We start from the raw sequence: 23,425 nt of genomic DNA, 5'->3' as shown, positions 1-23,425 counted from the left end.
GATGTGACGTCGGGTCAATGGGGCGTCGTTCGTGCGGATGTGGCGAACATGCAGCGCAAGAACAGACGAGGCATCACACATGCAGCTTCGAGCGTCTTGGTCGCGTTACACGAAGGTCTCAGCCATCTGCCTGCTGGTCGCCGCCGCGATGGACCCGGGGGGCGTCATGCTTGCGGGAGCAGCGCCCACCGGAGGTCGAACCGGCAAAGCCCCGGTACCGACCGGTGCGACGGCTGCACCGGAGGTCGCCTCTGGTGCGAATGCGGCGGCGGATGCGTCCGGCGCAACGGCGCCAGTCATCGCGTCTGTGCCCGGCACGAGTCAACGCACCGTCACGTTCGCCCAGCTGGGGCAGACGAACGGGCTGCGGCTGCGCGGCACCGAAGGGTCGGGCGACGTCAACTTCGGAATCCGACTCGATCAGTCGGTCGCATCGGCCTTGCTCCGGTTGCGATACGCCTATTCCCCCGCGCTGATTCCCGATCTCTCGCAGCTCAAGGTGTATCTGAACGAAGAGCTGATCGCGACGTTGCCGTTCAACAAGCAGGACGGCGGCAAGAATCTCGTGCGCGACATCCCGCTCGACGCGCGCATGCTCTCGGGCTTCAATCGTGTGCGCCTTGTTCTCATCGGGCATTACACGATGGAGTGCGAAGACCCGATGCATTCGAGTCTGTGGGCCGATATCAGCCCGCAGAGCGAGATCGTCACGAGCACCCAGCCGCTCACGCTGCGCAACGATCTGTCGACGCTGCCGACCCCATTCTTCGACCGTCACGACAACCGCGATCAGTCCGTTCCGTTCGTCTTCGGTGCGCCGCCGTCGCTGGCGGTGGTCCACGCCGCGGGCGTGGTGGCGACATGGGCCGGTGCGATCGGCGACTACCGTCGCACGCGCTTCCCGGTCAGCGTGAATGCATTTCCATCCAAGCATGGCATTGCGTTCGTGACCAACGACACGATGCTGCCCGGCCTCGATCTGCCCACGGTCGATGCGCCGACGTTGCGCATGGTGTCGAATCCGAACGATCCGTCGCTCAAGCTGCTGGTGATTCAGGGGCGTGACGCGAAGGATCTGGAGACGGCCGCGCTGGCGTTGGTGTCGGGCCGTGCGGCGCTCTCGGGCGACGCGACCCGCATCGCCGAGCTTCGGCCGTTGCCGCCGCGTCCGGCTTACGACGCCCCGCGTTGGGTGCGCACCGACCGCCCGGTGAAGCTGGGCGAACTGGTCGACAATCCAAGCGACTTGCAGGCGAACGGCTATATGCCGTGGCCGATCCGCATCCAGCTCAATCTCCCGGCCGATTTGCTGACGTGGCAAAACACCGGCGTGCCGATGGATCTGAAGTATCGCTACACGCCGCCGGTCAAGCCGGACGACTCGTCGATGAGCGTGTCGATCAACGACCAGTTCGTGCGTGCGTATCGCCTGCGCTCGGCGGGCGCGAGCAGCGACAAGAGCCATATGCTCGTCGAACTGCTGTCGGACGGCACGATGGCCGACCGGCCATCGACGCCGATTCGACCATCGACTTCAGCGGGCTGCCGCATTACGCCGAGTTGCCGAATCTGAGCTTCTTCGCGGGCAGTGGCTTCCCGTTCACCAAATACGCCGACCTCGCGCAGACGGCTGTCGTCATGTCGAAAACGCCTGATAAGGCGGAGCTGGAAACGGTCTTCTCGGCGCTCGGTCAGTTCGGCCGCTCCACCGGCGTGTATGCCGATCGCTTCGAAGTGCTGGATACCACGCAGACGGATCGCTTCAAGGATCGCGACCTGCTCGTCGTCGGCGGCAAAGATGCCGCCGATCTGCTGACCAAGTGGGGCAAGAATCTGCCGCTCGTCATCGACCAGACGCGTCGCGTCATGCAAGCCGAACCTCAGGGCTACCGCGGCGACGGCGCGACCGGCTCTGCGCTCGCGGCCAGCCGCATCGGCCCGCAGCGCATGGACGCGGTCTCTCAAGGCCCGCTGGCGGCGCTGGTCGGCTTCGAGTCGCCAGTGAGCAGTTCACGCTCGGTGGTCGCGATCAACGCGTCGAGCGACGACGGATTGCTGAGCGTAGTCGATGCGATCGACACGCAGGGCAATGCGATCCACGGCGATCTGGCGGTCGTCAACGGTGCCAGCACGGCGTCGTATCGATTGGGGAAGACGTACTTCGTGGGCGACGTGAGCTGGTGGACGCACATTCGTTACCACCTCTCGAGTCATCCGATTCTGGTCGGTCTCGTCGCGTTGCTGGCGGCGTTCGCGATAGCGCTCAAGTGTTTCGGCTGGTTGCAGCGTCGCGCCGCACGTCGACTGGAGAAGTAAATGACACGCGCCGATGCTGACAGACGGCGCCGTCGCGCCGTGCTGCGGGCGCTGGTCGCCTGTGGCGCAGGACCGGCGCTTGCCGGTCTGACGCCTGCCGCGCATGCTGCGCCCGCGAAGCCGTCGGGGGCGTCTGCGACGGGTACGACGCCTGCCGCAGGTGGCAACGCGTGCCCGCCAGTCGACTGGCCCTCGTGGACGCGCTTCAAGACGGGCTTTCTGACCGACGACGGCCGTGTGGTCGATCACAGCATGGCCGACCAGCGCACCGTGTCCGAGGGCCAGGCGTACGCGCTGACGTTCGCGGTCATCGCCAACGATCGGACCACCTTCGACAAGGTGCTCGACTGGACGGTCGACAATCTCGCGCAGGGCGACCTTACTGCGCATCTGCCCGCCCGGCTGTGGGGCAAGAAGGATGACGGCCAGTGGGGCGTGCTCGACAGCAATCCCGCCAGCGACGCCGACATGTGGATCGCTTACGCGCTGGTGGAGGCGGGACGACTCTGGCGTGTGCGTCGGTACACGGCGCTCGGTGCGCTCGTCGCGCGACGTATCGCGTCGGAAGAAACCGACTTCATCCCCGGACTCGGGCGCACGCTGCTGCCCGCACCTGTCGGTTTCCATCCCGCCAAGGATCTCTGGCGTCTTAACCCCAGTTATGTGCCGATGCAAGTGGTGCGGCGTCTGGCGGGGCTCTTCCCCGAGAGCGGGCGGGGGCAACTGATTGCGTCGTCGCTCAAACAGATAACGTTGACCGCGCCGCCGCTGGGCTTCGCACCCGAGTGGGCGATGTACCGCACGGGACGCGGTTTCGAGATCGATCCCGAGACGCAGGGCGAGGGCAGCTACAACGCCATTCGCGTCTATCTGTGGGCGGGCATGCTCGCCTCGGGCAGCGACGATTTCCGGGCACTGATGCACACGTTCCCCGGCATGCTGAAGTACGTGGCTGCGCACGGCGCGCCGCCCGAGCGCGTGAACACGCGCGACGGCACGGCGAAGCAGGACGGCGGGTCGGGCTTCTCGGCGGCGCTCGTGCCACTGCTGCAAGCCGTCGGCGACACCGCGCTTGCACGCGCGCAGGCTGACCGTGCGCGTTCGCTCGACGCCCAGTCTCCCCCCGGCTACTACAGTTCCGTGCTCTCGCTCTTCGGGCTGGGATGGCACGAAGCGCGTTTCCGTTTTGCGGCTGACGGCACGTTGCAGGTGCCCTGGGAGGCGGTTTGCGCGACACCCTGATCCGCTCCGCTTGCATGACGTGCCTGCTGATGGCCGCAGGCGGTGGGCACGTGCGAGCTGCGCCCGCGCCTGCGAACAGCACGGCCAAGCCCGCCGTTGCGGCGAACCGTGACGTCAGCAACCTGCTCTCGAGCGCGATGCTGTGGCATTCGCGTCATCGCAACGACCTCGCGCGCGCCGCGCTGGAAAAGGCGTTGCTCGTGCAGCCGGAGCAACCGGACGTCCTGTCGTTGCTCGGACAGATCGATATCGAAGAGAACAAGCCAGCGGCGGCAAACAAGGCATTGCAGACGCTGCGTGCCCGTTATCCGAACGCACCGGCGACGAAGGCGCTGGCCGACGTGATTCGCATCAACACCGTCGACAAATCGCGCATCGCCCGTGCGCGACTGCTGCAACGTAGTGGTCAGGCCGATGCCGCCTTTGCCGAATACAAGGCGCTGTTTCCCGACGGTCCGCCGACGGGCGATCTCGGCGTCGAGTACTACCGGGCGCAGGCCAACGCCACGAACGGCTGGCCTGCCGCGCAGCAGGGGCTGGCAAACTTGTCGAAGGCGTCGCCCGAGGATTCGCGTGCGTCTGCCTCGCTGGCCGAGTTGATGATCGACCGGCCGTCGAGTCGTCTCGCGGGCACGCGCATGGTCGCGGATCTGGCGGCGCGTCCGAACGCCGATCTGAACGCCTTGCTGCCGCTTTGGCAAAAGGGGCTTTCCAAGGCCGACGGCAATCTTGCGTGGCTGCCGCTCTATCAACGCTACCTCGCACTCGCCCCGAACGACGCGGACATCCGCGCGGCCTACGACAAACTGAATGCGCAACAGGCGGCGCGCACGCGAATGCTCAACGACCCCGCGTACAAATCGCGGCAGGCGGGCATCAAAGCGCTCGATCAGGGGCGTCTCAACGACGCTGAAAAGTCGCTCGATGCTGCGCGGGTCAAACGCCCCAACGACGGCGAACTGCTTGGCTCGCTCGGGCTTGTGAAGATGCGCCAGGGCGATCACAAGGGCGCGCAGGAACTGTTCGCGCAGGCCTTGCGAAAGGACCCCGATAACGCGGGCAAGTGGCGCAGTCTGTTGAAGACGTCGCAGTTCTGGGGCGCGATGTCGCAGGCACGCGACGCTCGCGATGCCGGTCGTCTGGACGAAGCGGACCGCCTTGTGCGCGGAGCGCTCGCCAGCGATCCGAACAACCCCGACGGGCTGGCGCTGCTGGGCGACATTGCGCTCGACGACAAGCGCGACAAGGACGCCGAGCGTTTGTTCCAGCAAGCACTGAAGATCGAGTCGGACAACGACACGGCGCTACGCGGCATGATCACGCTGTACTCGCGTCAGCAACGTCGCACGGAATTGGCGAACCTGCTGGGCGATCTGCGACGCCGTTTCCCGCAGGACAGGGCGCGCTTCGACAAGGCCGAGGCGGCGGCGCTGTCCGACGACGCCGATCGCGCCATCGCCGAAGGGCACAACGGCCCCGCACTCGCGGCGCTGGAGCGCGCCGTCGCCCTCGATCCGGGCAATGCGTGGACGCGCTACTCGCTCGCAAGCCTCTATCGCAAACTTCGTCTGCCGCAGATCGGGCGCGAAGTCATGGCTGAAGGCATGCGCCAGCCGCTGGAGGCCGACGACCGTGCGCAGATGCTCTACGCGCAGGCCATCTATCTCAACGTGATCGACGACGAAGCCGGTGCCCGCGAATCGCTCGCGCAGATACCGGCGGCGAACGTCACGCCGTCGATCAAGCGCATGCAGACGACACTGGCGATTCGCGACACGGCGCGTCTGGCGCGCGAGGCGCATGCGGCGGGCAACGACGCCGGGAGCGAACGCCGCTATGGCGACGCCCTCGCGATGGCGGGCGACGATCCCGAGCTGATCGGCGAGGTCGCACGGGCACGCGTGTCGGCAGGGCAGCCCGATCAGGGGCTGGCGCTCATGCGCGACTGGCTCGCGGCACACGCCGACAAGCCGCAGCCTGATGCGCAACTGCGCTACGCCGAGTTGCTCAATACGGCAGAGCGCGATGATGAACTGGGCACCTTCCTCACGAGCATGGACCCGTCCGCGCTCGGTGCCGACCAGCGCGACGAATGGCAGGATCTTCAGGATCGGCTGGCACTGCGTCAGGCGGACCGCGCCCGCGCATTGGGCGACTTCGACATGGCGCAGCAAAAACTCGAACCGTTGCTCTCGCGTCAACCGCCGGACAAGCGCGCATTGTCGACCCTGGGCGACATCTATTTCGACGAACGCCGTTTCGACGACGCCCGCAAGATTGCCGAAGACCAGATCCGGCAGGATCCGACGAATCAGGATGCCCGCCTGTCGCTCGTGCGCGTTCTCTACGAGCAGCAGGACGACGAGGCCGCCAGCCGCGAACTCGACCGTGCGCTCGCCGAAGCTTCGCCGGACGACGTCTGGACGCAACTCGCCGCCGTGCGACGTCTGAGCGCCATGGAGCGCTACGACGAAGCCATCGCGCTCAACGACCGGCTGCGCGCGCAGTTCCCCGATACCTCGGCCGTTACCGTGCAGCGCGGACGCATCGCACAGTCTCAGCGTCATTACAACGAAGCGAAGGGATGGTACGACCAGGCGCGCAAGGAGGAGATCGTGCAGGGCGCGCTGCCAGGCTACGACGGCATGACGTCGGCCGAGTCGGCCATCGACTCGCTGGCGTCGCGCCGCAACAGTTACGTCGCGGCCGGTTACGAAATCGACCAGAAGAAGGGCGACGGCGGCATCTCGATGTTCAACGCCCGCGCCGTCCCGCTCTACGGTCAGTACGCCGTGGGCTACGACGGCCATGTCTTCGCACAGACGGATTACGTCAGCGCCGATTCGGGCGACCTGCCGCTCAATGGCACATCCGAGTTCGGCACCCTGCCGTTCCTGAACGTGCCGTCGTTCCGCGCGGCGAATCCCGGCGTGCAGAGCGACTACGGCACGAAGCGTCAGAAGGCGCACGGGCAGGCGCTCATGCTCGGCTATGAGAACGACTGGATTCGCGCCGACATCGGCCACACGCCGGTCGGCTTCCCGATTTCCTATGTGACGGGCGGCGTGCGACTGTTCGGCAATCTCGGGCGCTACAACTACTGGGTCGACACATCACGTCGGCCGATGACCGGCAGCATGGTGTCCTACGCCGGGGAGTATCTGCCGTTGCCCGAAGTGTTCGGCGACGGTAAGTGGGGCGGTGTGCGTCGCGATGCGATCACGTTCCACGCATCGCGCGACTTTACGAAGTGGGGCATCTTCGGCGAGGCGAGCGTGGCGCGTCTCACGGGCGAGAACGTGCTGAACAACTCGGAAGTGTCGGCCCGCGCGGGCGTCGACCTGCCGTTGATCTACAAGCGCGATATGCGCCTGAACACCGGCCTCACGCTGTTCTTCGACAGCTTCGCGCAGAACGAACGCTATTACACGTACGGGCACGGCGGTTACTACAGCCCGCAAACGTATGTGTCGCTCACGCTGCCGATCGAATGGTATGGCCGCACGCAACGCTGGTCGTACTACCTGCGCGGTTCGGTGTCGTTTTCGCAGAGTCAGGAGAAGGCCATGCCGTACTTCCCGACGAACGGCGCGTTGCAGGCCGCGAGCGGCGATCTGACCTACGGCTCCGGCGGCGGCTTCGGCGTGGGCTTCTCCGTGACGGGGCGCGCGGAGTATTGGGTCAACCGCCATTGGGTGATCGGTGGCCAGGTGCAGTTCGAGCGTTCCGACTACTACGCGCCGAATCGCTTCCTCGTCTACATGCGCTATCACTTCGACGCCCGCCGTGGCGACGTGCCGATGCCACCGTCGCCGGTCCGCCCGATCTGGAGTTACTGACACATGAGCGCTCGTGCCGATACCGAATTCATGATGGCGAACGACGTCGTTCGGCCTGAGTTCCCGACCGGGGAGGGCGCATGCTGACGCTCATCGCCATCGTTTCCACTGCGGGCGGCGCGGGGCGAAGCACCGTGACGGCGCATCTCGCCGCGCAGCTCGCCCATGCCGGACGGCCGGTCGCCGTGCTCGAACTCGACGCGCAGAACGCGATCGGTGCGCTGCTCGGGTTGCGTAAGACGTGCGAGACCGGCGTGCTGTCGTCCGGCGTGGCACCGGACGGCTGGCGCGCGGTGTTGCGCGACACGCCTGCGGGCGTGCCGTTGCTGCCGTCAGGCCGTACGAGCGTCGCCAACCTGTCTGCGATGGCGCAATGGTTGCAGGGCGACGTGGGCGGATTGCGTCGTCAGTTGACGGCCGTCGGCTTGCCCGACGGCGCGCGGGTGCTGATCGACACGCAGCGTTTGCCCGATGCCATCGCACTGGCCGCTGTGGCGGCGGCCGATCTGGTGCTGGGCATCGTGCCCGTGACGACGGCCGGTTACGTCACGCAACCGGATTTGATGACCGCATGCGACGGTCGTGTGCAGATCGTGCCGAACGTGGCGGCTGCCAATTCGTCGCTCAACAACGATCTGCTGAATTTGATTCAGGGACGCGGTGGCGACGCCGTCGTCCCGGTGCGCATCCATCGCGACATCGCCGTCGGCATGGCCGCCGCGAACGGCGTGACGCTGGCCAAGGCCGGCGATGGCTCGCAGGCCGCGCTCGACTTCATCCATCTCGAAGCGTGGTTGCAGCGCGCGATGGATGTAGGGGAAGGGAGTGAGGGCACCGCCAGGGGAGGCACTCGCCGATGATCAGCGACGCTCTGCGTTCCCTCTTCCGGCTTGGCCGCGATATCCTCGCGATGCGTCTGGCCGTGCCGCACCGGCCGGACGGGCGTTCGCCGGGCGTCATGCAATGGATGCTGGCGGCGATCGTGCGCTCGCCGCAACACCGGTTGTGGATCTCGCAGATGTCGGATCGTGTCGTGGCGCGTCTTGCCGTGCGGCTCGACGTTCGTCAACTGGACGAATGGCGCGACTGGTGGCTGCGCGCAGTATTTCAACCGGCGCGGCCCGGTCGTCCCGACTACCCGGGTCGGGCCTTCGCACGGGTCAACGAACGCCTGACGCAACGGCTCGACGTGCCAGCCGATGCGGGCTTCTGGCAGATCGTGGGAGCGCTGCTGTGGCGTCGCGCCGACCGGCGTCCGGCATTCCCCCCCTATACCGCATGGCTCGCGTTCCGACGGGGCAACGAACGGCTGCGTCTGTGGCTCGTGCAGTCGCTCTTCGGCATTCCGCCCGACACGCCCGCCGAACTCGCGCATCGCTTCGACCGGAAGCTGGAAAAAGTCATGCAATGGCGTGCGACGTCGACCATTGTCGCCTTGCTTGGGTTGTTCGGTGTGTTCTGGATTGTCACCACGCCGTTCGATCCGTTCTCGCAGTTGCTGTTCTCGATCTGCACGCTTACGCTCGCACTGGTATTCCGCCGTCTCGACAGCCAATACTCGGTGCTGGTGCTGATCGGCCTGTCGCTCACGTCGACGGTGCGTTACGTGTGGTGGCGTCTCACGCAGTCGCTGGCGTTCGACACCGTGGCGGAGGCCACCGTCGGTTATATGCTTGTCGCCGCCGAGATGTACACGTGGATGATTCTGCTGTTCGGCTACGTCCAGACGATCTGGCCGCTGCATCGCCGCATCACGCCGCTGCCGCCGGACACCCGCGAATGGCCGAGCGTCGACGTCTACATTCCGACGTACAACGAGGGGCTGGTTGTGGTGCGCCCGACCGTGTATGCCGCGTGCGGCATCGACTGGCCGCCCGAGAAGCTCAACATCTATCTGCTCGACGACGGCCGCCGCGAGGAGATGCGCGAATTTGCGGCGCAAGCCGGGGTGCATTACATGACACGCCCCGACAATCGTCATGCGAAGGCGGGCAACATCAACCATGCGCTCGGCAAGACGCAGGGCGAGTTCATCGCGATCTTCGACTGCGATCACATTCCCGTGCGCTCGTTCCTGCAAACCACGATGGGGTCGTTCCTCAAGGACGAACGCTGTTCGCTCGTGCAGACGCCTCACCATTTCTTCTCCGACGACCCGTTCGAGCGCAACCTCGCCACACGCGGCGCGGTGCCGAACGAAGGACGTCTGTTTTATGGGATCGTGCAGGACGGCAATGACTTCTGGAACGCTTCGTTCTTCTGCGGATCGTGCGCGGTGTTGCGTCGTACGGCGCTCGACGAGGTCGGGGGCGTGGCGGTCGAGACGGTGACGGAAGACGCGCATACGGCGCTCAAGATGCACCGTCGCGGATGGAACACGGTGTACCTCAAGGTCGTGCAGGCTGCGGGTCTGGCGACGGAATCGCTGTCGGGCCACGTCGGACAACGCATTCGCTGGGCGCGCGGCATGGCGCAGATCTTCCGCGTCGACAATCCGCTGTTCGGCCGAGGCCTGAAGCTCGGTCAGCGCATCTGCTACGCGAACGGCATGCTGCACTTTTTCTACGGCATTCCGCGCATCATCTTCCTGCTCGCACCGATCTGCTACCTGTTCTTCGGGCTGCACATCGTGCAAGCGGCAGCGTTAAGCATCTGCGCTTACGTGCTGCCGCACATCGCGCATGCGAATATCGCCAACTCGCGCATTCAGGGCAAGTACCGGCACTCGTTCTGGTCGGATGTCTATGAAGCGGTGCTGGCCTGGTACGTCGCGCTGCCCACGACCGTCGCCTTCATCAACCCGCGCTACGGCAAATTCAACGTGACCGCGAAGGGCGGGCTGATCGAACAAAGCTTCTTCGACTGGAGCATTTCGAAGCCGTATCTGGTCCTGCTCGGCTTTAACGTCGCGGGCTTTCTCGCGGGCATTCTGCGCTACTTCTACGGTCCTGCACACGAGTCGGGCGCGTTGGTGTTCAACCTGCTCTGGGTGATGTTCAACCTCGCCGTGCTGGGGGCGGCGGTGGCCGTGGCGACGGAAGTCAAGCAGGTGCGGCGCACGCACCGCGTGTCGATGCGCATGCCCGCCACGCTCTATCTGCCGGACGGCCGCACCGTGGCCTGTCACACCCGCGACTTCTCGGGCGGCGGGCTGGCGCTGGTGCTGCCGGTGGCGGTCGATCCGGCCGTGGGCACCGAAGCGCACGTGGCGCTCGCACGGGGCGCGACCGAGTACGGCTTCCCGGTGAGTGTCGTCGGTGCACGTGGCAACCAGCTCTTCCTCGCGTTCATGCCGCTCACCGCCGAGCAGGACAAACATCTCGTGCAATTCACGTTCGGACGTGCCGATGCGTGGCGCGACTGGGACGACGAGCGTACGCGTGACGAACCGATCAAGGCGTTGTTCGACATGCTGGCCATGGGGCTGCGTGGGTATCGGGTGCTGGCCGATTACCTGCTGAGCAAGCTGGTGACGCGCTGGCAGAACCGTCTGCGCGGCGCACGGCGGGCGTGGGGCGATGCGCCCGATACACGTGCCTGAGACCAAGGAAACCATACGATGGGCATCTGGAACCTCTACTTCATTCTGAAGCTGTTGCTGCTGTGGGCGGGCATCCTCGGCTTTCACGTGCTGCCTAACTTCGTTTTCGCGCTGTTCCTCGTGGTGCGGTTGCGCCCGCGCTGGGCGCGCATCGCGCGACAGGTCATCGCCATCCCGGTCGGTGCGGCGCTGCTTTACTACGACTCGAATTTGCCGCCGTTCGAGCGCTTCGTCGAGCAGTTGCCCGCGCTGATGCAGTTCCGCTTCTCGTACATCGTCGAGCTGCTCGGCCGCTTCGTCCCGGCGCGCGACTGGTTGCTGCTCGCGATCATGGTGCTCGCGTACTGGATCGTGAATCGCTGGGTGCGCGTGACGACGTTCGTCCTGCTGGCGTTGCTGATCGTGCCAGGCGTGCTGCGTGTCGGCACGCTCATCTCCGTCTCACCGGTCGTGGCCGCGCAGGGCGATACCACGGCGCTCGCGTCCGGTGCCGTGACAGGGGGCGCAGCAGGTGCGGCCAGCGGCAGCAGCGCGTTCCTGACGGGCGACGGCGAGGTGCCGCTGGGCGCGAACCCGAACGCGGCGCTCAACAGCTTCTACTCGCGCGAACTCACGCGCTCGGTCTCGTTGCCCGCGCAGGCGGGGGCCGGTCCGGACTACGACATCATCTTCCTGCACATCTGTTCGCTCGCGCAGGACGACCTCGACGTCGACAACCTCGATAACCTGCCGTTGCTCTCGAAGTTCGATTTCATCTTCAAGAACTTCAACTCGGCCGCCAGCTATAGCGGCCCGGCGGCGATTCGCGTGCTGCGTGCAGGCTGTGGACAGCCGGAGCACAAGGCGCTGTACGACCCGGCAGGCCCGCAGTGTTACATCATGAGCGATCTGAAGAACCTCGGTTTCACGCCGACGCTCGCGATGAACCACGACGGTCACTTCGACAACTTCATGCAGGAAGTGCAGCAGAATTTCGACGTGCAGGGCGTCACGCCCTTCGACAACACGCGTACCCGTGTGGCGATGCGCGCGTTCGACGAGACGCCGATCCGCTCGGACGGCGACGTGCTGCAATCGTGGTGGAAGCAGCGCACGGCCATGCCCGACAAGCGCGTGGCGCTGTACTACAACACGATCTCGCTGCACGACGGCAACCGTCTCGAAGGCTCGAAACTCAGCAGCGTGCAGAGTTATCCGCTGCGCGCGAAGGCAATGTTCGACGACATCGGTCAGTTCATCGACACCATCCAGAAGTCGGGACGCAAGGCGGTGGTCGTATTCGTGCCGGAGCACGGCGCAGCGCTGCGCGGCAGCAAGTTGCAGATCTCGGGCATGCGCGAGATCCCGTTGCCGGAGATTACGCACGTGCCGGTGGCGGTGAAGCTCGTCGGCTTCGGCGACGGTGCTGCCGCCTCGCACGCCACGCCTGTGGCCATCGCCACACCGACGAGCTATCTGGCGATGATGACGCTCATCTCGCACCTGATCGCCAACAACCCGTTCGCGGGCACGCCGGACCTGGCGCAGTACGCTAACGATCTGCCACAGACGGCTTTCGTATCGGCCAACGAGCAGACGACCGTCATGAAGTACAGCGGCAAGATGATGATCCGCGGCGCGGATGGCGTCTGGCTCGATCTGAAGTCGCTGGAATAGCAAACGAAGCGCGTGCGCCACGAAAGCGGTGGGCGGCGCACGCGTTTTCCCGGAATCGCGCATACTGTGCACCTTGTCCGCGACGCCGGGCATCGCTTTTCATCAGTACCTGCCTCCGGGAGTTACCGTGCAATACACGAAATTCGGCCGCACCGGCCTGACCGTTTCCCGCCTCTGCCTGGGCACCATGACGTTCGGTCTGCAAACCGACGAAGCCGCCAGCCACGCCATTCTCGACCGTACCGCAGAGGCTGGCGTCAACTTCATCGATCTCGCCGACGTCTATCCGCTGGGGGCCGACAACTCGCTCGTCGGCCGCACCGAAGAAGTGGTGGGCCGCTGGCTCAAGGGCCGTCGCGATCAGTTCATCGTGGCGACGAAGGCCTGCGGTGAGATGGGGCCGTCGCCGTGGGACAAGGGCGCGTCGCGCAAGCACTTGCTGAGCGCCATCGACGCATCGCTGGACCGCATCGGCACCGACTACGTCGACCTGTATCAACTCCACTCCGACGACACCGACACACCCATCGACGAAACGCTCGAAGCGCTCGATACCATCGTGAAGTCGGGCAAGGCGCGTTACGTCGGCGTGTCGAACTATCTCGCGTATCGTCTGGCCCGTGCGCTGGGCCGCGCCGACGTGCTGCGTGTCGCACGCTTCGTGTCGGTTCAGCCGCGCTACAACCTGCTGTTTCGTCAGATCGAACGCGAACTGCTGCCGCTGGCGAGCGAAGAAGGGCTGGCCGTCATCCCCTACAACCCCCTCGCGGGCGGTCTGCTGACCGGCAAGTATCGCCACGACGCTGCGCCGACCGAAGGCCGCTTCACGTCGGCCACAGTGGGCAAGGCGGGGGCGATGTACCAGCAACGCTACTGGCATGAGCGCGAATTCGAGACCATCGAAGCGCTCAAGGGCATTGCGAAGGATGCCGGCGAGTCGCTCACGCGCCTGTCGCTCGCCTGGGTGCTGGCGAACCCGACCGTGACCTCGGCCATCATCGGCGCGAGCCGTGTCGAGCAACTGACCGAGACGCTGGGCACCGTCGACTACACGCTGCCGCCGGAACTCAAGGCAAAGCTCGACGACGCATCGCACGCCTATCGCTGGGGCGACGCCGCCCGCTGAGCGGTCGCCGCAAGCTTCGTCTCATTCTGACGCCACAGGCCCGCTATGCAGGGCCTGTGGCGTTTTTGCGTTGCGTCAAAGGAAGCGAAGTCCGATGCCCATTCCGGCCGTGCAAGGCGCGCGAAGGGTGGCCTTCACGCCCTATCGAGCGGTATAGTGGAAGCGTCGTGCAAGGTTCGTCAGATGGAACATCGGGATGGCCGGACACGCGCATGGCCTTCCTTCGACTCTCAACGCGAGGCTGCTCATGACAAAACGCATTCTGCTGGCGACCGACGGTAGCGAGTCGTCACGCCGCGCATTGCGCGAGGCCGCTGCCTTTGCGCGCCACGGTGACGCGATCCGCGTCATTCACACTGTGGAAGACCCCGTCAATTTGCTGACGGCGGCCTTCGGAAAACTCATCGATCTGGAACAGGTGCGCCGCGACATGCAGCGCGAAGGCGAGGAGCATCTCGCACGGGCGGTGCTGTACTTGCGCGAAGAAGGCTTCGACGCGCAAGCGCATCTGCTCGACTTGCGCACCACCGGCGAAACCGTGCCCGAAGCGATGACGCGCGAAGCCATCGAGTGGGGCGCGGACATCATCGTCGTCGGCACGCACGGCCGCAGTGGCGTGCGCCGGGCGATGCTCGGCAGTGTCGCGGAGCAGATTCTGCGCAGCGCGGAAGTGCCGGTGATGCTGGTGGCGGGCGAGGCTCGGCCGCATCAGCCGCTGCGCGCGGGCGGCCATTACGAACGCATTCTCGTCGCGCTGGACGACAGCGAGACGTCGCGGCTCGCCTTCGAATATGCGTTGGCGCTGGCGCGCACGCATGGCGCGTCGATGCGGGTGGTGCACGTGCTCGACTTGCCGGGACCGTTCCTCGCAGGTTTCGATCCCGAGCCGTTGCTCGACGCCGTGCGCGCCGTGGCCGAACAGGTGCGAAGCTGGGCGCAGAAGCGTTTGAGCGAGGCGGAAGTACCCGGGGAAATCGAGATGCGGGAGATTCAACCGGTGGGCGAGGGCGTGGCGGATCAGATCATCGCTGCGGGCCGCGATGCCGACGTCGACCTGATCGTGCTGGGCACGCACGGCCGACGTGGATTCCGGCGCTTCACGCTAGGCAGCGTGGCGGAAGATACGGCCCGTCATGCGGGCCGTCCGGTCCTGCTGTTACCCGCCCACGCGCCGTCCGCCAAGTAACGCCGACGGCGCGCGGTTGATGGGGCGATGGCGATCCGACGCGATCAGCCGAGCTCGGCCAGCAGCGTCTTGAGCGGCGTGGCGGCATCGGCCAGACGCGTCGGATCGACCACCGCACGGCGGCCGACGAGTTCGCGCGCCGTCATGAATTCCTGCGCGCGGTTGATGCTCGCAGCGGCCACGATCGCACCATCGCGCAGATAGAACAGCATGAAGACGGCCGCGCCCTGTGCGTCGGGCAGACGGCGTTCGATCACGGCGTCGTGACCCTCGGTCATACCGACCATCTGCAACTTCGCGTTGAACTGATCCGACCAGAACCACGGGGCGGTCGCGACGGCCTTCGGTGCATCGCCATGCACTACGCTGGCAGCTACCTTCGCCATTTTGCTGGCGCTCGGCACCGATTCCAGACGGATGCGACGGCCGAGTGCCGGGTGTTCGTGATGCGCGCAATCGCCCACGGCAAGAATCGCCGGATCGCTGGTGCGGGCAAATTCGTCCACGACGATGCCGTTGTCGACGGGCAGACCCGCGGCTTGCGCGAGTTCGGCGTTAGGGATCAGACCGATACCGACGACGACCACATCCGCTTCCAGACGCTTCTCGCCGGCCACCACGGCCACCACATTGCCAGCCGCATCCTGTTCCAGGGCTGTGACGCCCACGCCCACTTGCACGTCTACACCGTTCTCGCGGTGCAGCGTTGCGAAGAAGTCTGCGAGATCCGCTTCGGCCACGCGCGCGAGCAGACGCGGGGCGGCTTCGAGCACCGTCACCGAAGCGCCTGCCTTGATGGCGCTCGCCGCCACTTCCAGACCGATGTAACCGCCACCGACGACCACGACGCGCTTGCCCGGCGCGAGCGCTTCACGCAGGCGCTGTGCATCGGCGATGTTGCGCAGGTAGTAGACGTTGGATGCATCGCCGCCGGGAATCGGCAGGGGACGCACACGGCCGCCGAGCGCGAGTACGAGGTGGTCGTAACCGAGCGTCTGGCCATCGTCGAATGACACGGTGCGCGCAGTGCGGTCGATGGCCGTGGCCGTCACGCCAAGGCGTACGTCGATCTCGGCTTTCTCATAGGCGTCGGCCGGGCGGATCAGCAGACTGGCTTCGTCGGCCTGACCGGCGAGGAACGCTTTCGAGAGGGGCGGGCGGCGATACGGCAGATGCGTTTCGCTACCCGCAAGCACGATGCGGCCGGTGTAGCCGAGCTGACGCAGCGCGAGGGCGGTTTCGCCGCCGGCTTGGCCGGCGCCGAGAATGACGGTGGTGGAGGTGGCTTCGGACATGGAATTGGAAACGTGGGAAGCTTGAACAAAACGAGTGGATTTGGCCGCCAGTGTAATGCATCGGGGGCGGCAAAGCGTCTCGGATACCGCCGGATGACGCGCGTGTCTCTCGTCGGTTCGTCGGTTCAGTCGTCCGCTTGTGGCGGTGTGAAGAACACCATCTCGATTTGCTTGAGCAACGCCGGGCCGAAGGCTTCACCGCCGACCTCGGGGGCAATCACCTGCATGAGCACCGGCGAGCCGGGGGGCGGGTGCAGGGCGTGGGCGAGTACGCAGAAGTACATCGCCGGATGTTCGGCGCGAATCACGCCCGCAGCCATCCCTTCCACGATGAGCTTTTCCATGCAGTTGTAGACCGGTTCGAGCAGATGGCGGTAGAGCACCGCGCCGCGCTCGCCCGTCTCGGACGCATGCAGCGAAATGAAGCACTTGTGTTCGGGGTGCTGCAACGCGTAGGCCGCGATGAGCCCGATGGCGTCGCGAAGGCGGTCTCTGACCGGCCGTGTTTCGTCGACCGAAATCGCGCGGAGTATTTCAACGGGGGCGGCCAGCGCGGCTTCGAGCGTATCGATGCAGGCGCGCCAAAGCTGTTCCTTCGAGCCGAAGTGCACGCGCACGAGGCTCGCATCGACCTTGGCGGCCGCCGCGATGCCGCGCAGGTTTGCGCCGTCGTAGCCGAGGTGCGAGAAAGCGTCGATGGCCGCGCCGAGCAAGGCGGCGCGGCCATCGGGGAGGTGTTTGGGGCGTCGGCCCCGGGTCGTGGTTCGGGTGGTCATCGTCTGGCTACGTCTTGCGACGGGGCCGGTTGTGCCGCATCCGGGGTCTGCGCTTGGGCAGCGTCGGCGGGCTCGGGCGGCAAGCCCATCGCGTAAAACAGTAGCGCAGTATCCGACAAACGCGCGCCGGTTGCACGCACTGTCGTCAGGTAGGCGTTCCAGTACTGCTGTTCGCGCCCGCGTGCGGACGACACCGGCAACGCCCCCAGACGCACCCGTGCCGCCGTATCGCGATAGATCTGCTCAGCGGCCGCACTGGCGCTATCGGCATGCAACAACGTCGTATTGTCCGCCTCGAGCGACGCGAGTGTGTCCGCCACGTTCCTGAACGCCGTCAGCACGGTCTGCTTGTACTGTTCGACGGCCGCCTCGTACGTCGCCTGTGCCGCGCGACGCTGCGCAAGCAACGCGCCGCCATGGAAAATTGGCTGCGAGATCGACGCCGCGATGCTCCACAGCGACCCGGCGTTGGACATCACCGTCGGCCAGTTGAAGCCGCCTTTGCCCATCGATGCGCTGAGCGACAAGCTTGGGAACATTTGCGCGGTCGCCACGCCGACCTCGGCCGAGGCCGCCTTGAGCGCCATCTCCGCCGCCTGAATGTCGGGGCGCGATTGCAACAGCGTCGACGGCACGACCACCGGCACGATGCGCGGCACCTTCAGTTCGCCGAGCGCAAGATCGTTCGGTGCCTGACCGGGCGTACGGCCGAGCAGGACGGCCAGCGCGTGGCGCGTCGATTGCCACTGCGCACGCAGCCCCGGAAGCGATGCGGCCAGCGATTCGGCATTCTGGGCGGACGCCAGTGCATCGGCGCGCGACACCGCCCCAAGGGCTTCGCGGCGGGCCATGTCGGTGGCATCCGCCTGCGCCAGCTCGACGAGTCGCTCCGTCGCCTTGACCTGCGCGCCGAGCACCGACGCGCCAATCGCACCGGAGACGATATTCGCGGCGAGGGCCTGACGCGCCGATTCCAGCTGGAACGCCTGCTGATCGACTTGTGCGGCGAGCGACGCATTGGCGAAGCGCGACGCCCCGAAGAAGTCGAACGTATAGCGCGCCTGGATCTGTCCGACGAACATGTTGTACAGGGCCGTTGGCGGACGCAGGTTCGGGATGCCGAGATTGCGCTCACGGGCCACTTCCCCGCCAAGGTCGATGGAAGGGAACAGCGACGAACCGATCTGCGCCTTCAACTGCTCACGCGCGGCTTGCAGCGCATGGTCGGACGCCGCCAGATTCGGACTGTTGCGCAGGCCTTCGTCGACCAGTGCATTAAGTTTGTCCGATTCGTAGGCTTGCCACCAGGCTCTCACCGGCGGCCCGCCTAAGTCGAAGCGTTGCGAAGCCCCCTGCGCCGTGACGGTTTGCTCGGGCAGGGCGTTCGCGCCGTAGTGCGACGGCGACGGCATCGCCGGCGGTTTGTCGCCCGGCGTGAATGAGCACGCGCCCAGCCAGAACACCGGGGCGAGCGGGGCAAACCGCAGGGCGCTTGATACGATGCGCGAAGTCATGAGCGGTCTCCTTGCGAACTGCCGGACGTTGCTTGCGACGGATGATCGCCCCGTTCGTCGTGACGCACACGGAACGCCGTCGCATACAACGCAGGCAGGAAGAACACGGTAAGAATGGTTGCGCTGGTGATGCCGCCCATCAGCGCTGTCGCCATCGGTCCGAAAAAGTTGCTGCGCAGCAGCGGAATCAGGGCCAGCACGGCGGCAGCGGCGGTGAGCGTAATCGGACGGAAGCGTCGCACCGTCGCGCTGACGATGGCGTCGAAGCGCGGGTGTCCGGCCGAGACGTCCTGCTCGATCTGATCGACCAGAATCACCGAGTTACGCATGATGATCCCGAACATGGCGATCACACCGAGCATCGCAACGAAGCCGAACGGTTTGCCGAACAGCAGCAGTGTGGCGACGACCCCGATCATGCCGAGCGGCGCGGTCAGCACGACCAGCATGGTGCGTGCGAAGCTCTGCAACTGAATCATTAGCAGCGTGAGCACCGCGATCACCATGATCGGCATTTGCGCGTTGATCGACGCCTGACCTTTGCCCGACTCTTCGACCGATCCGCCGATCTCGATGCGATAGCCGACCGGCAGCGCCTTGCGGATATCGCCGAGCTTCTTGTAGACGGCTTCGGTCACGTCGATGCCTTGCTTGCCGGCGCGCACGTCGGAGCGCACGGTAATCGTCGGTTGACGGTCGCGCTCCCAGATCACGCCATACTCCAGTTCGTCCACCACACGGCCGAGCGTGGCGAGCGGCACCGGGCCGTTGGGCGTGGGCATGGCCAGCGTGGCGAGCTTCGCCGGGTCCACGCGTTCGGCCTTCGGCGAGCGCAGCGTGATCGCGATCAGCTTGTCGCGTTCGCGGTACTGACTGATGTCGTAACCCGTCAGCGTCATGGCGATGAAGTTCGCGATGTCCGACGAACTGACGTTCAATGCGCGGGCCTTCTGCTGATCCACTTCGAAGCGCACCGAGCGTTGCGACGGCTCGTCCCAGTCGAACTGGACGTCGACCGTATCGCCGTTATTGCGCATCACGTCCGCCACTTGCTCGGAGATCTTGCGCACGGTGCCGATGTTGTCGCCGCTCACGCGGAACTGCACCGGGAAGCCGACTGGCGGGCCGTTCTCGAGACGCGACAGGCGGGTGCGTACACCCGGCATGGTTTCACGCAGCTTCGGTTCGAGCCACTGCGCGAGCGCCTCGCGCTCTTCCACCGATTTGGCGGTGATCACGAGCTGCGCGAAGTTCGGCGTGGGCAGTTGCTGGTCGAGCGGCAGATAGAAGCGGGGCGCACCGGTGCCCACGAAGCTCACCGTGTGATCGATCTCCTTACGGCCTTCGAGCAGCTTCTCGAGGCGCTCCGTCTCGCGCAGCGTGGCCTGATACGACGCGCCTTCCTGCAAGCGCAGGTCCACCATCAGTTCAGGCCGGTCGGAACTTGGGAAGAACTGTTGCGGCACGAGCGAGAAACCTGCCATCGCGATCAGGAACAGCACGACAGTGATGACGAGCACGATGAACTTGCGCTCGATGCACCACGTGAGCCAACCGCGCAGACGGTTGTAGAACTTCGTGTCGTAGACCTCGTGTTCGTGATCGTCGCCGTGATGCGCCTCGCGCGGACGCTCCGGCAACATCTTGTAACCGAGCAGTGGAATGAGCACCACGGCCGCGAGCCACGACGCGAGCAGGGCAATCGCCGAGACTTCGAAGATCGAACGCGTGTATTCGCCGGTACTCGACTTCGCGAGCGCGATCGGCAGGAAGCCGGAGACGGTCACGAGCGTGCCGGTGAGCATCGGGAACGCGGTGCTGGTGTACGCGAACGCGGCGGCCCGCTTGCGATCCCACCCTTGTGCGAGCTTCACCGCCATCATTTCGACGGCGATGATCGCATCGTCCACCAACAGACCGAGCGCGAGAATCAGCGTGCCGAGAGAGACTTTGTGCAGCCCGATGTCGAAGATGTACATGAACAGCGACGTGACGGCGAGCACGACCGGAATCGAAATCACCACCACCATCCCCGTGCGGAAGCCTAGCGAGACTAGGCTCACGACCAGCACGATGGCGACCGCTTCGGCCACGGCTTCGAGAAAGTCGTCGACCGAGTGCGACACGGACTGCGTCATGCTCGCAACTTCCGTCAGCTTCAACCCGGCGGGCAACTGCGCGCGCAACTCGCCCATCGTGTTCGCAAGCGCTTTGCCGAGGTGGATGACGTCCTGTCCCTTTTTCATCGTGATACCGATGCCGAGTACAGGCTTGCCGCCGAAGCGCATTTCCGACACGGGCGGATCGACATAGCCCCGCTTGATCGTCGCGATGTCGCCGAGGCGGAACGTGCGATTGTTCACGCGGATGAGCGTGTCGGCGAGTTCGTCGACATTGCGGTACTGACCGCTTGGGCGCACGACCACGCGATCGTTCGGCGCTTCGATGGTGCCGGCCGGCGAGACCGCGTTCTGGCCGTTGACGGCCTGCGCAATCTGATTCGGCGAGATACCGAGGCGGGTGAGTTGCGTGTTGCTGATTTCGACGTAAATGCGCTGATCCCGGTCGCCGAAGTAATCGACCTTCGCCACGCCGGGGACGCGCAACAGCACGGTGCGTAACGCGTCGGCATAGTCGCGCAGCTGGGCGGGGCCGAAGCCGTCGCCTTCAAGCGTGAAGATGTGCGTGTAGACGTCGCCGAATTCGTCGTTAAAGAATGGGCCCTGCACGCCCGGCGGCAGCGTGTAGGCAATGTCGCCGACTTTCTTGCGAACCTGATACCACTCCTCGGGCACCTCGTCAGGCGGGGCGGAATCCTTCATCGAGAAGAACAACAAGGACTCGCCGGGGCGCGAATAGCTGCGCTGGAAGTCGATATTGGGCATCTCCTGAAGCTTGCGTGCAATCCGGTCGGTGACTTGCTCCTGCACCTGCTTGGCGGTCGCGCCCGGCCAGAACGTGCGGATCACCATCACGCGGAAGGTGAACGGCGGATCCTCCGATTGCGCGAGACGCGAGTAGGCCAGAATGCCGAAGATCGTCGCCATCGCGATCAAAAAGATCACGAGCGACCGGTGACGCAGCGCCCACGCCGAGAGGTTGAAGTGCCCCTCTTCGTGACGATAGTCCTTCGGCGCATCGGCGGAGGCGGCTGGAACCGTTTGCGGGTCCTGGGGTACGGGCGGCTTCCCGTCCTGCGTGCTCATGACGCGAAGTCCTCAGGATGCAGCGGCGCGACCACGCGCACTTTCTGACCGGCGGTCACGGTGTGCACGCCTTGCCACACGATGCGCTCGCCGGGCTCGATGCCACCCGCGACCGTGACGGTGCGCTCGCCGTAGCGAACGATGGTCACACGACGCAGCGCGAGCGTGTCGTCCTGCTTGACCACCCACACGGCGGGTTGATTGCCATCATGGAAGAGTGCGGTGGAGGGCAACGTGATGGGTTGCGTGTTGAGCGCAGCGACGTTGGCGGCCGTCGCGCCGGATGCCGCAGCCGGTGCGGACGCATTCGCGGCGGGGGCAGCGCCCGTCGGCAGCGGCTGAGCGAAGGCGACGTTCGCCGTCATGCCGAGTTTGACCTCGTTGCCGGGCGACAGAAGCGAAAGCTTCGCGCGATACGTGCGGCTCATCGGATCGGCGGCGGGCGAGATTTCGCGCACGCGTGCCTGCCACGTCTTGCCCGGAATCGCCGGGAGAGAAACGGTGGCCGTCTGCCCGATGCGGAACGCGCCGAGCGCGACTTCGGGAACGTCGGCAATGACGTCGACGTCACCCGTCCAGGCCAGTTGATACACCGGCTGGCCGGCGCTGACGTTCTGTCCGGTGTCCGCCTGCTCCGCCGTGATGACGCCGTCACGGTCCGCCTTGAGATTGCCGTAACTCAACTGATCGCCGGCTAGGGCGGCTTGTTGTGTGGCCTGATTGCGCTGTGCGAGGGCGCTGGCATACGCGTTCTCGGACTGTTCGAGCTGCGCGGGGGCGATCAGATTCTCGCGCGCCTGCGCGCGGTCGCGGGTGACCGTCTGCATCGCGTAATCGAGTTGATGCTGCGCGGCGTCGAGTTGCGCCCGGGCGCTGGCGGCATTCTTCGATAAATCGGCGGGGTCGAGTCTGGCGACGACCTGACCTGCCTTGACGGCGTCGCCAAGGCGCACCGAGCGGTCGACGATCTTGCCTGCCACGCGGAACGACAGTGGCGTGGTGTAACGCGCTTCGATCTGCGCGGGCAGCGATGCAATCGGCGTTTGTTCGGTGAGCTTCGCGGCGACTGCGACGACCGGTCGGGGCGGCGGCTCCGGCGGTGCCTTGCGCGAGCACGCAGCTAATGCGGCGGCGGCAATGGCGGTGGTAGCGACAGCCAGCACGAGCCGACGTCGGGGAGCGGTATCAGGTAGAAAGGACATCATGCGCTCGTGACCCACAAAATAGGAATTCGGGTAGGAAAAACAACGAGTTACGACGACTTCAACGACGTGATCGCAATGGCGGCGTGCGCCCCGGGGACGGCCGTCTCCGCGCGATCCGGAAAAAATCTACGGGCGATGATATATGGATTGCCGGTGCGCTGCAACGGCCATGAAAGCGTTTGGCGCATGCCCCTATGACTATCGACAGGGGCGGGTCATTGGATTGTTGTTGCTGAGGCGCGAACGACCAACCAACAAATTATTTTGGAGTACGATGCCTGACAGGCGTGCCCGCCAGCGTATACGCGAGTGTGGTGTCAGCAGGTCGTCATATTGCATGCAATCGACGCGGTGACGACGCGTGCTGACGCGCATGTCTGAAAGGCTACTCTCCGGGACAAATTGTCACAACCGAGGAACGTTGTCGCGCGCTTCGAGTCGCACTCGGGCCAGTTGCAATGACTGGTGACATCGCAGCGTCGACACCCGGCAGTTCACAGCAAGCGCCGCACAGGAGATCGCT

The 23,425-nt window shown here is 65.5% G+C and carries 14 protein-coding genes; 9 read left to right on the top strand and 5 right to left on the bottom strand.

The features are described from left to right. The first annotated feature begins 79 nt into the window (after positions 1–79). The 9 genes from MB84_RS31460 to MB84_RS13295 all read left to right on the top strand — a co-directional run bounded on the left by MB84_RS31460 (position 80) and on the right by MB84_RS13295 (position 14,906). Positions 80–1,573: a cellulose biosynthesis cyclic di-GMP-binding regulatory protein BcsB gene (locus MB84_RS31460; RefSeq protein ID WP_052653315.1), complete on the top strand. Its 1,494-nt coding sequence runs from the start codon at positions 80–82 to the stop codon at positions 1,571–1,573. Further along, positions 1,561–2,316, top strand: coding sequence for a cellulose biosynthesis cyclic di-GMP-binding regulatory protein BcsB (locus tag MB84_RS31455; RefSeq protein WP_052653313.1), 756 nt, complete (start codon positions 1,561–1,563; stop codon positions 2,314–2,316). The genes MB84_RS31460 and MB84_RS31455 overlap by 13 nt, the downstream gene beginning before the upstream one ends. Then, positions 2,317–3,558 carry a cellulose synthase complex periplasmic endoglucanase BcsZ gene (gene bcsZ / locus MB84_RS13325; protein WP_065225786.1) on the top strand — a complete coding sequence of 414 codons (1,242 nt, stop codon included), beginning with the start codon at positions 2,317–2,319 and terminating at the stop codon, positions 3,556–3,558. It begins immediately after the preceding gene. Next, the gene (locus MB84_RS13320) at positions 3,543–7,397 is read left to right on the top strand and encodes a cellulose synthase subunit BcsC-related outer membrane protein (protein ID WP_052653307.1); all 3,855 of its coding nucleotides are present in this window, start codon (positions 3,543–3,545) and stop codon (positions 7,395–7,397) included. The genes bcsZ and MB84_RS13320 overlap by 16 nt, the downstream gene beginning before the upstream one ends. 80 nt (positions 7,398–7,477) lie before the next feature. Next, positions 7,478–8,257 carry a cellulose synthase operon protein YhjQ/BcsQ gene (locus MB84_RS13315; protein WP_052653305.1) on the top strand — a complete coding sequence of 260 codons (780 nt, stop codon included), beginning with the start codon at positions 7,478–7,480 and terminating at the stop codon, positions 8,255–8,257. Further along, positions 8,254–10,938 carry a UDP-forming cellulose synthase catalytic subunit gene (gene bcsA, locus MB84_RS13310; RefSeq protein WP_046292125.1) on the top strand — a complete coding sequence of 895 codons (2,685 nt, stop codon included), beginning with the start codon at positions 8,254–8,256 and terminating at the stop codon, positions 10,936–10,938. Before MB84_RS13315 ends, bcsA begins: the two co-directional genes overlap by 4 nt. An 18-nt stretch (positions 10,939–10,956) precedes the next feature. Continuing rightward, entirely contained in the window at positions 10,957–12,594 is a 1,638-nt protein-coding gene (bcsG, locus tag MB84_RS13305) for a cellulose biosynthesis protein BcsG (protein ID WP_046292124.1), read from the top strand. Between the two features lie 127 nt (positions 12,595–12,721). Then, positions 12,722–13,720 (top strand): aldo/keto reductase, encoded by a 999-nt coding sequence (locus MB84_RS13300; protein ID WP_046292123.1) that lies wholly within the window; start codon positions 12,722–12,724, stop codon positions 13,718–13,720. Between the two features lie 247 nt (positions 13,721–13,967). Continuing rightward, positions 13,968–14,906, top strand: a complete 939-nt coding sequence (locus MB84_RS13295) for a universal stress protein (RefSeq protein WP_169835007.1) — start codon at positions 13,968–13,970, stop codon at positions 14,904–14,906. Positions 14,907–14,950: 44 nt separating this feature from the next. On the opposite strand, the gene MB84_RS13290 is transcribed toward MB84_RS13295, so the two are convergent. The 5 genes from MB84_RS13290 to MB84_RS13270 form a co-directional block, all read right to left on the bottom strand. Beyond that, entirely contained in the window at positions 14,951–16,201 is a 1,251-nt protein-coding gene (locus MB84_RS13290) for an NAD(P)/FAD-dependent oxidoreductase (RefSeq protein WP_046292121.1), read from the bottom strand. Positions 16,202–16,326: 125 nt separating this feature from the next. Next, positions 16,327–16,977 (bottom strand): TetR/AcrR family transcriptional regulator, encoded by a 651-nt coding sequence (locus MB84_RS13285; protein WP_046292120.1) that lies wholly within the window; start codon positions 16,975–16,977, stop codon positions 16,327–16,329. Beyond that, a complete protein-coding gene (locus MB84_RS13280) occupies positions 16,974–18,491 on the bottom strand; it encodes an efflux transporter outer membrane subunit (RefSeq protein ID WP_046292119.1) in 1,518 nt (505 codons plus the stop codon). Before MB84_RS13280 ends, MB84_RS13285 begins: the two co-directional genes overlap by 4 nt. Continuing rightward, entirely contained in the window at positions 18,488–21,697 is a 3,210-nt protein-coding gene (locus MB84_RS13275; protein ID WP_245725363.1) for an efflux RND transporter permease subunit, read from the bottom strand. Before MB84_RS13275 ends, MB84_RS13280 begins: the two co-directional genes overlap by 4 nt. After that, on the bottom strand, positions 21,694–22,899 hold the full coding sequence (locus MB84_RS13270; protein WP_046293778.1) for an efflux RND transporter periplasmic adaptor subunit: 1,206 nt from the start codon (positions 22,897–22,899) through the stop codon (positions 21,694–21,696). Before MB84_RS13270 ends, MB84_RS13275 begins: the two co-directional genes overlap by 4 nt. Positions 22,900–23,425 lie beyond the last annotated feature (526 nt).

It is taken from the genome of Pandoraea oxalativorans, from assembly GCF_000972785.3.
Classification (GTDB): Bacteria; Pseudomonadota; Gammaproteobacteria; order Burkholderiales; family Burkholderiaceae; genus Pandoraea; species Pandoraea oxalativorans.
This window is presented reverse-complemented; position numbering and strand designations above follow the sequence as displayed.

Coding starts and splice junctions, on each gene's coding strand:
- MB84_RS13290 (WP_046292121.1), bottom strand. CDS start 16,201: ATGTCCGAAGCCACCTCCACCACCGTCATTCTCGGCGCCGGCCAAGCC.
- MB84_RS13270 (WP_046293778.1), bottom strand. CDS start 22,899: ATGTCCTTTCTACCTGATACCGCTCCCCGACGTCGGCTCGTGCTGGCT.
- MB84_RS31460 (WP_052653315.1), top strand. CDS start 80: ATGCAGCTTCGAGCGTCTTGGTCGCGTTACACGAAGGTCTCAGCCATC.
- MB84_RS13275 (WP_245725363.1), bottom strand. CDS start 21,697: ATGAGCACGCAGGACGGGAAGCCGCCCGTACCCCAGGACCCGCAAACG.
- MB84_RS13280 (WP_046292119.1), bottom strand. CDS start 18,491: ATGACTTCGCGCATCGTATCAAGCGCCCTGCGGTTTGCCCCGCTCGCC.
- MB84_RS13285 (WP_046292120.1), bottom strand. CDS start 16,977: ATGACCACCCGAACCACGACCCGGGGCCGACGCCCCAAACACCTCCCC.
- bcsZ (WP_065225786.1), top strand. CDS start 2,317: ATGACACGCGCCGATGCTGACAGACGGCGCCGTCGCGCCGTGCTGCGG.
- MB84_RS13295 (WP_169835007.1), top strand. CDS start 13,968: ATGACAAAACGCATTCTGCTGGCGACCGACGGTAGCGAGTCGTCACGC.
- bcsA (WP_046292125.1), top strand. CDS start 8,254: ATGATCAGCGACGCTCTGCGTTCCCTCTTCCGGCTTGGCCGCGATATC.
- MB84_RS13315 (WP_052653305.1), top strand. CDS start 7,478: ATGCTGACGCTCATCGCCATCGTTTCCACTGCGGGCGGCGCGGGGCGA.
- bcsG (WP_046292124.1), top strand. CDS start 10,957: ATGGGCATCTGGAACCTCTACTTCATTCTGAAGCTGTTGCTGCTGTGG.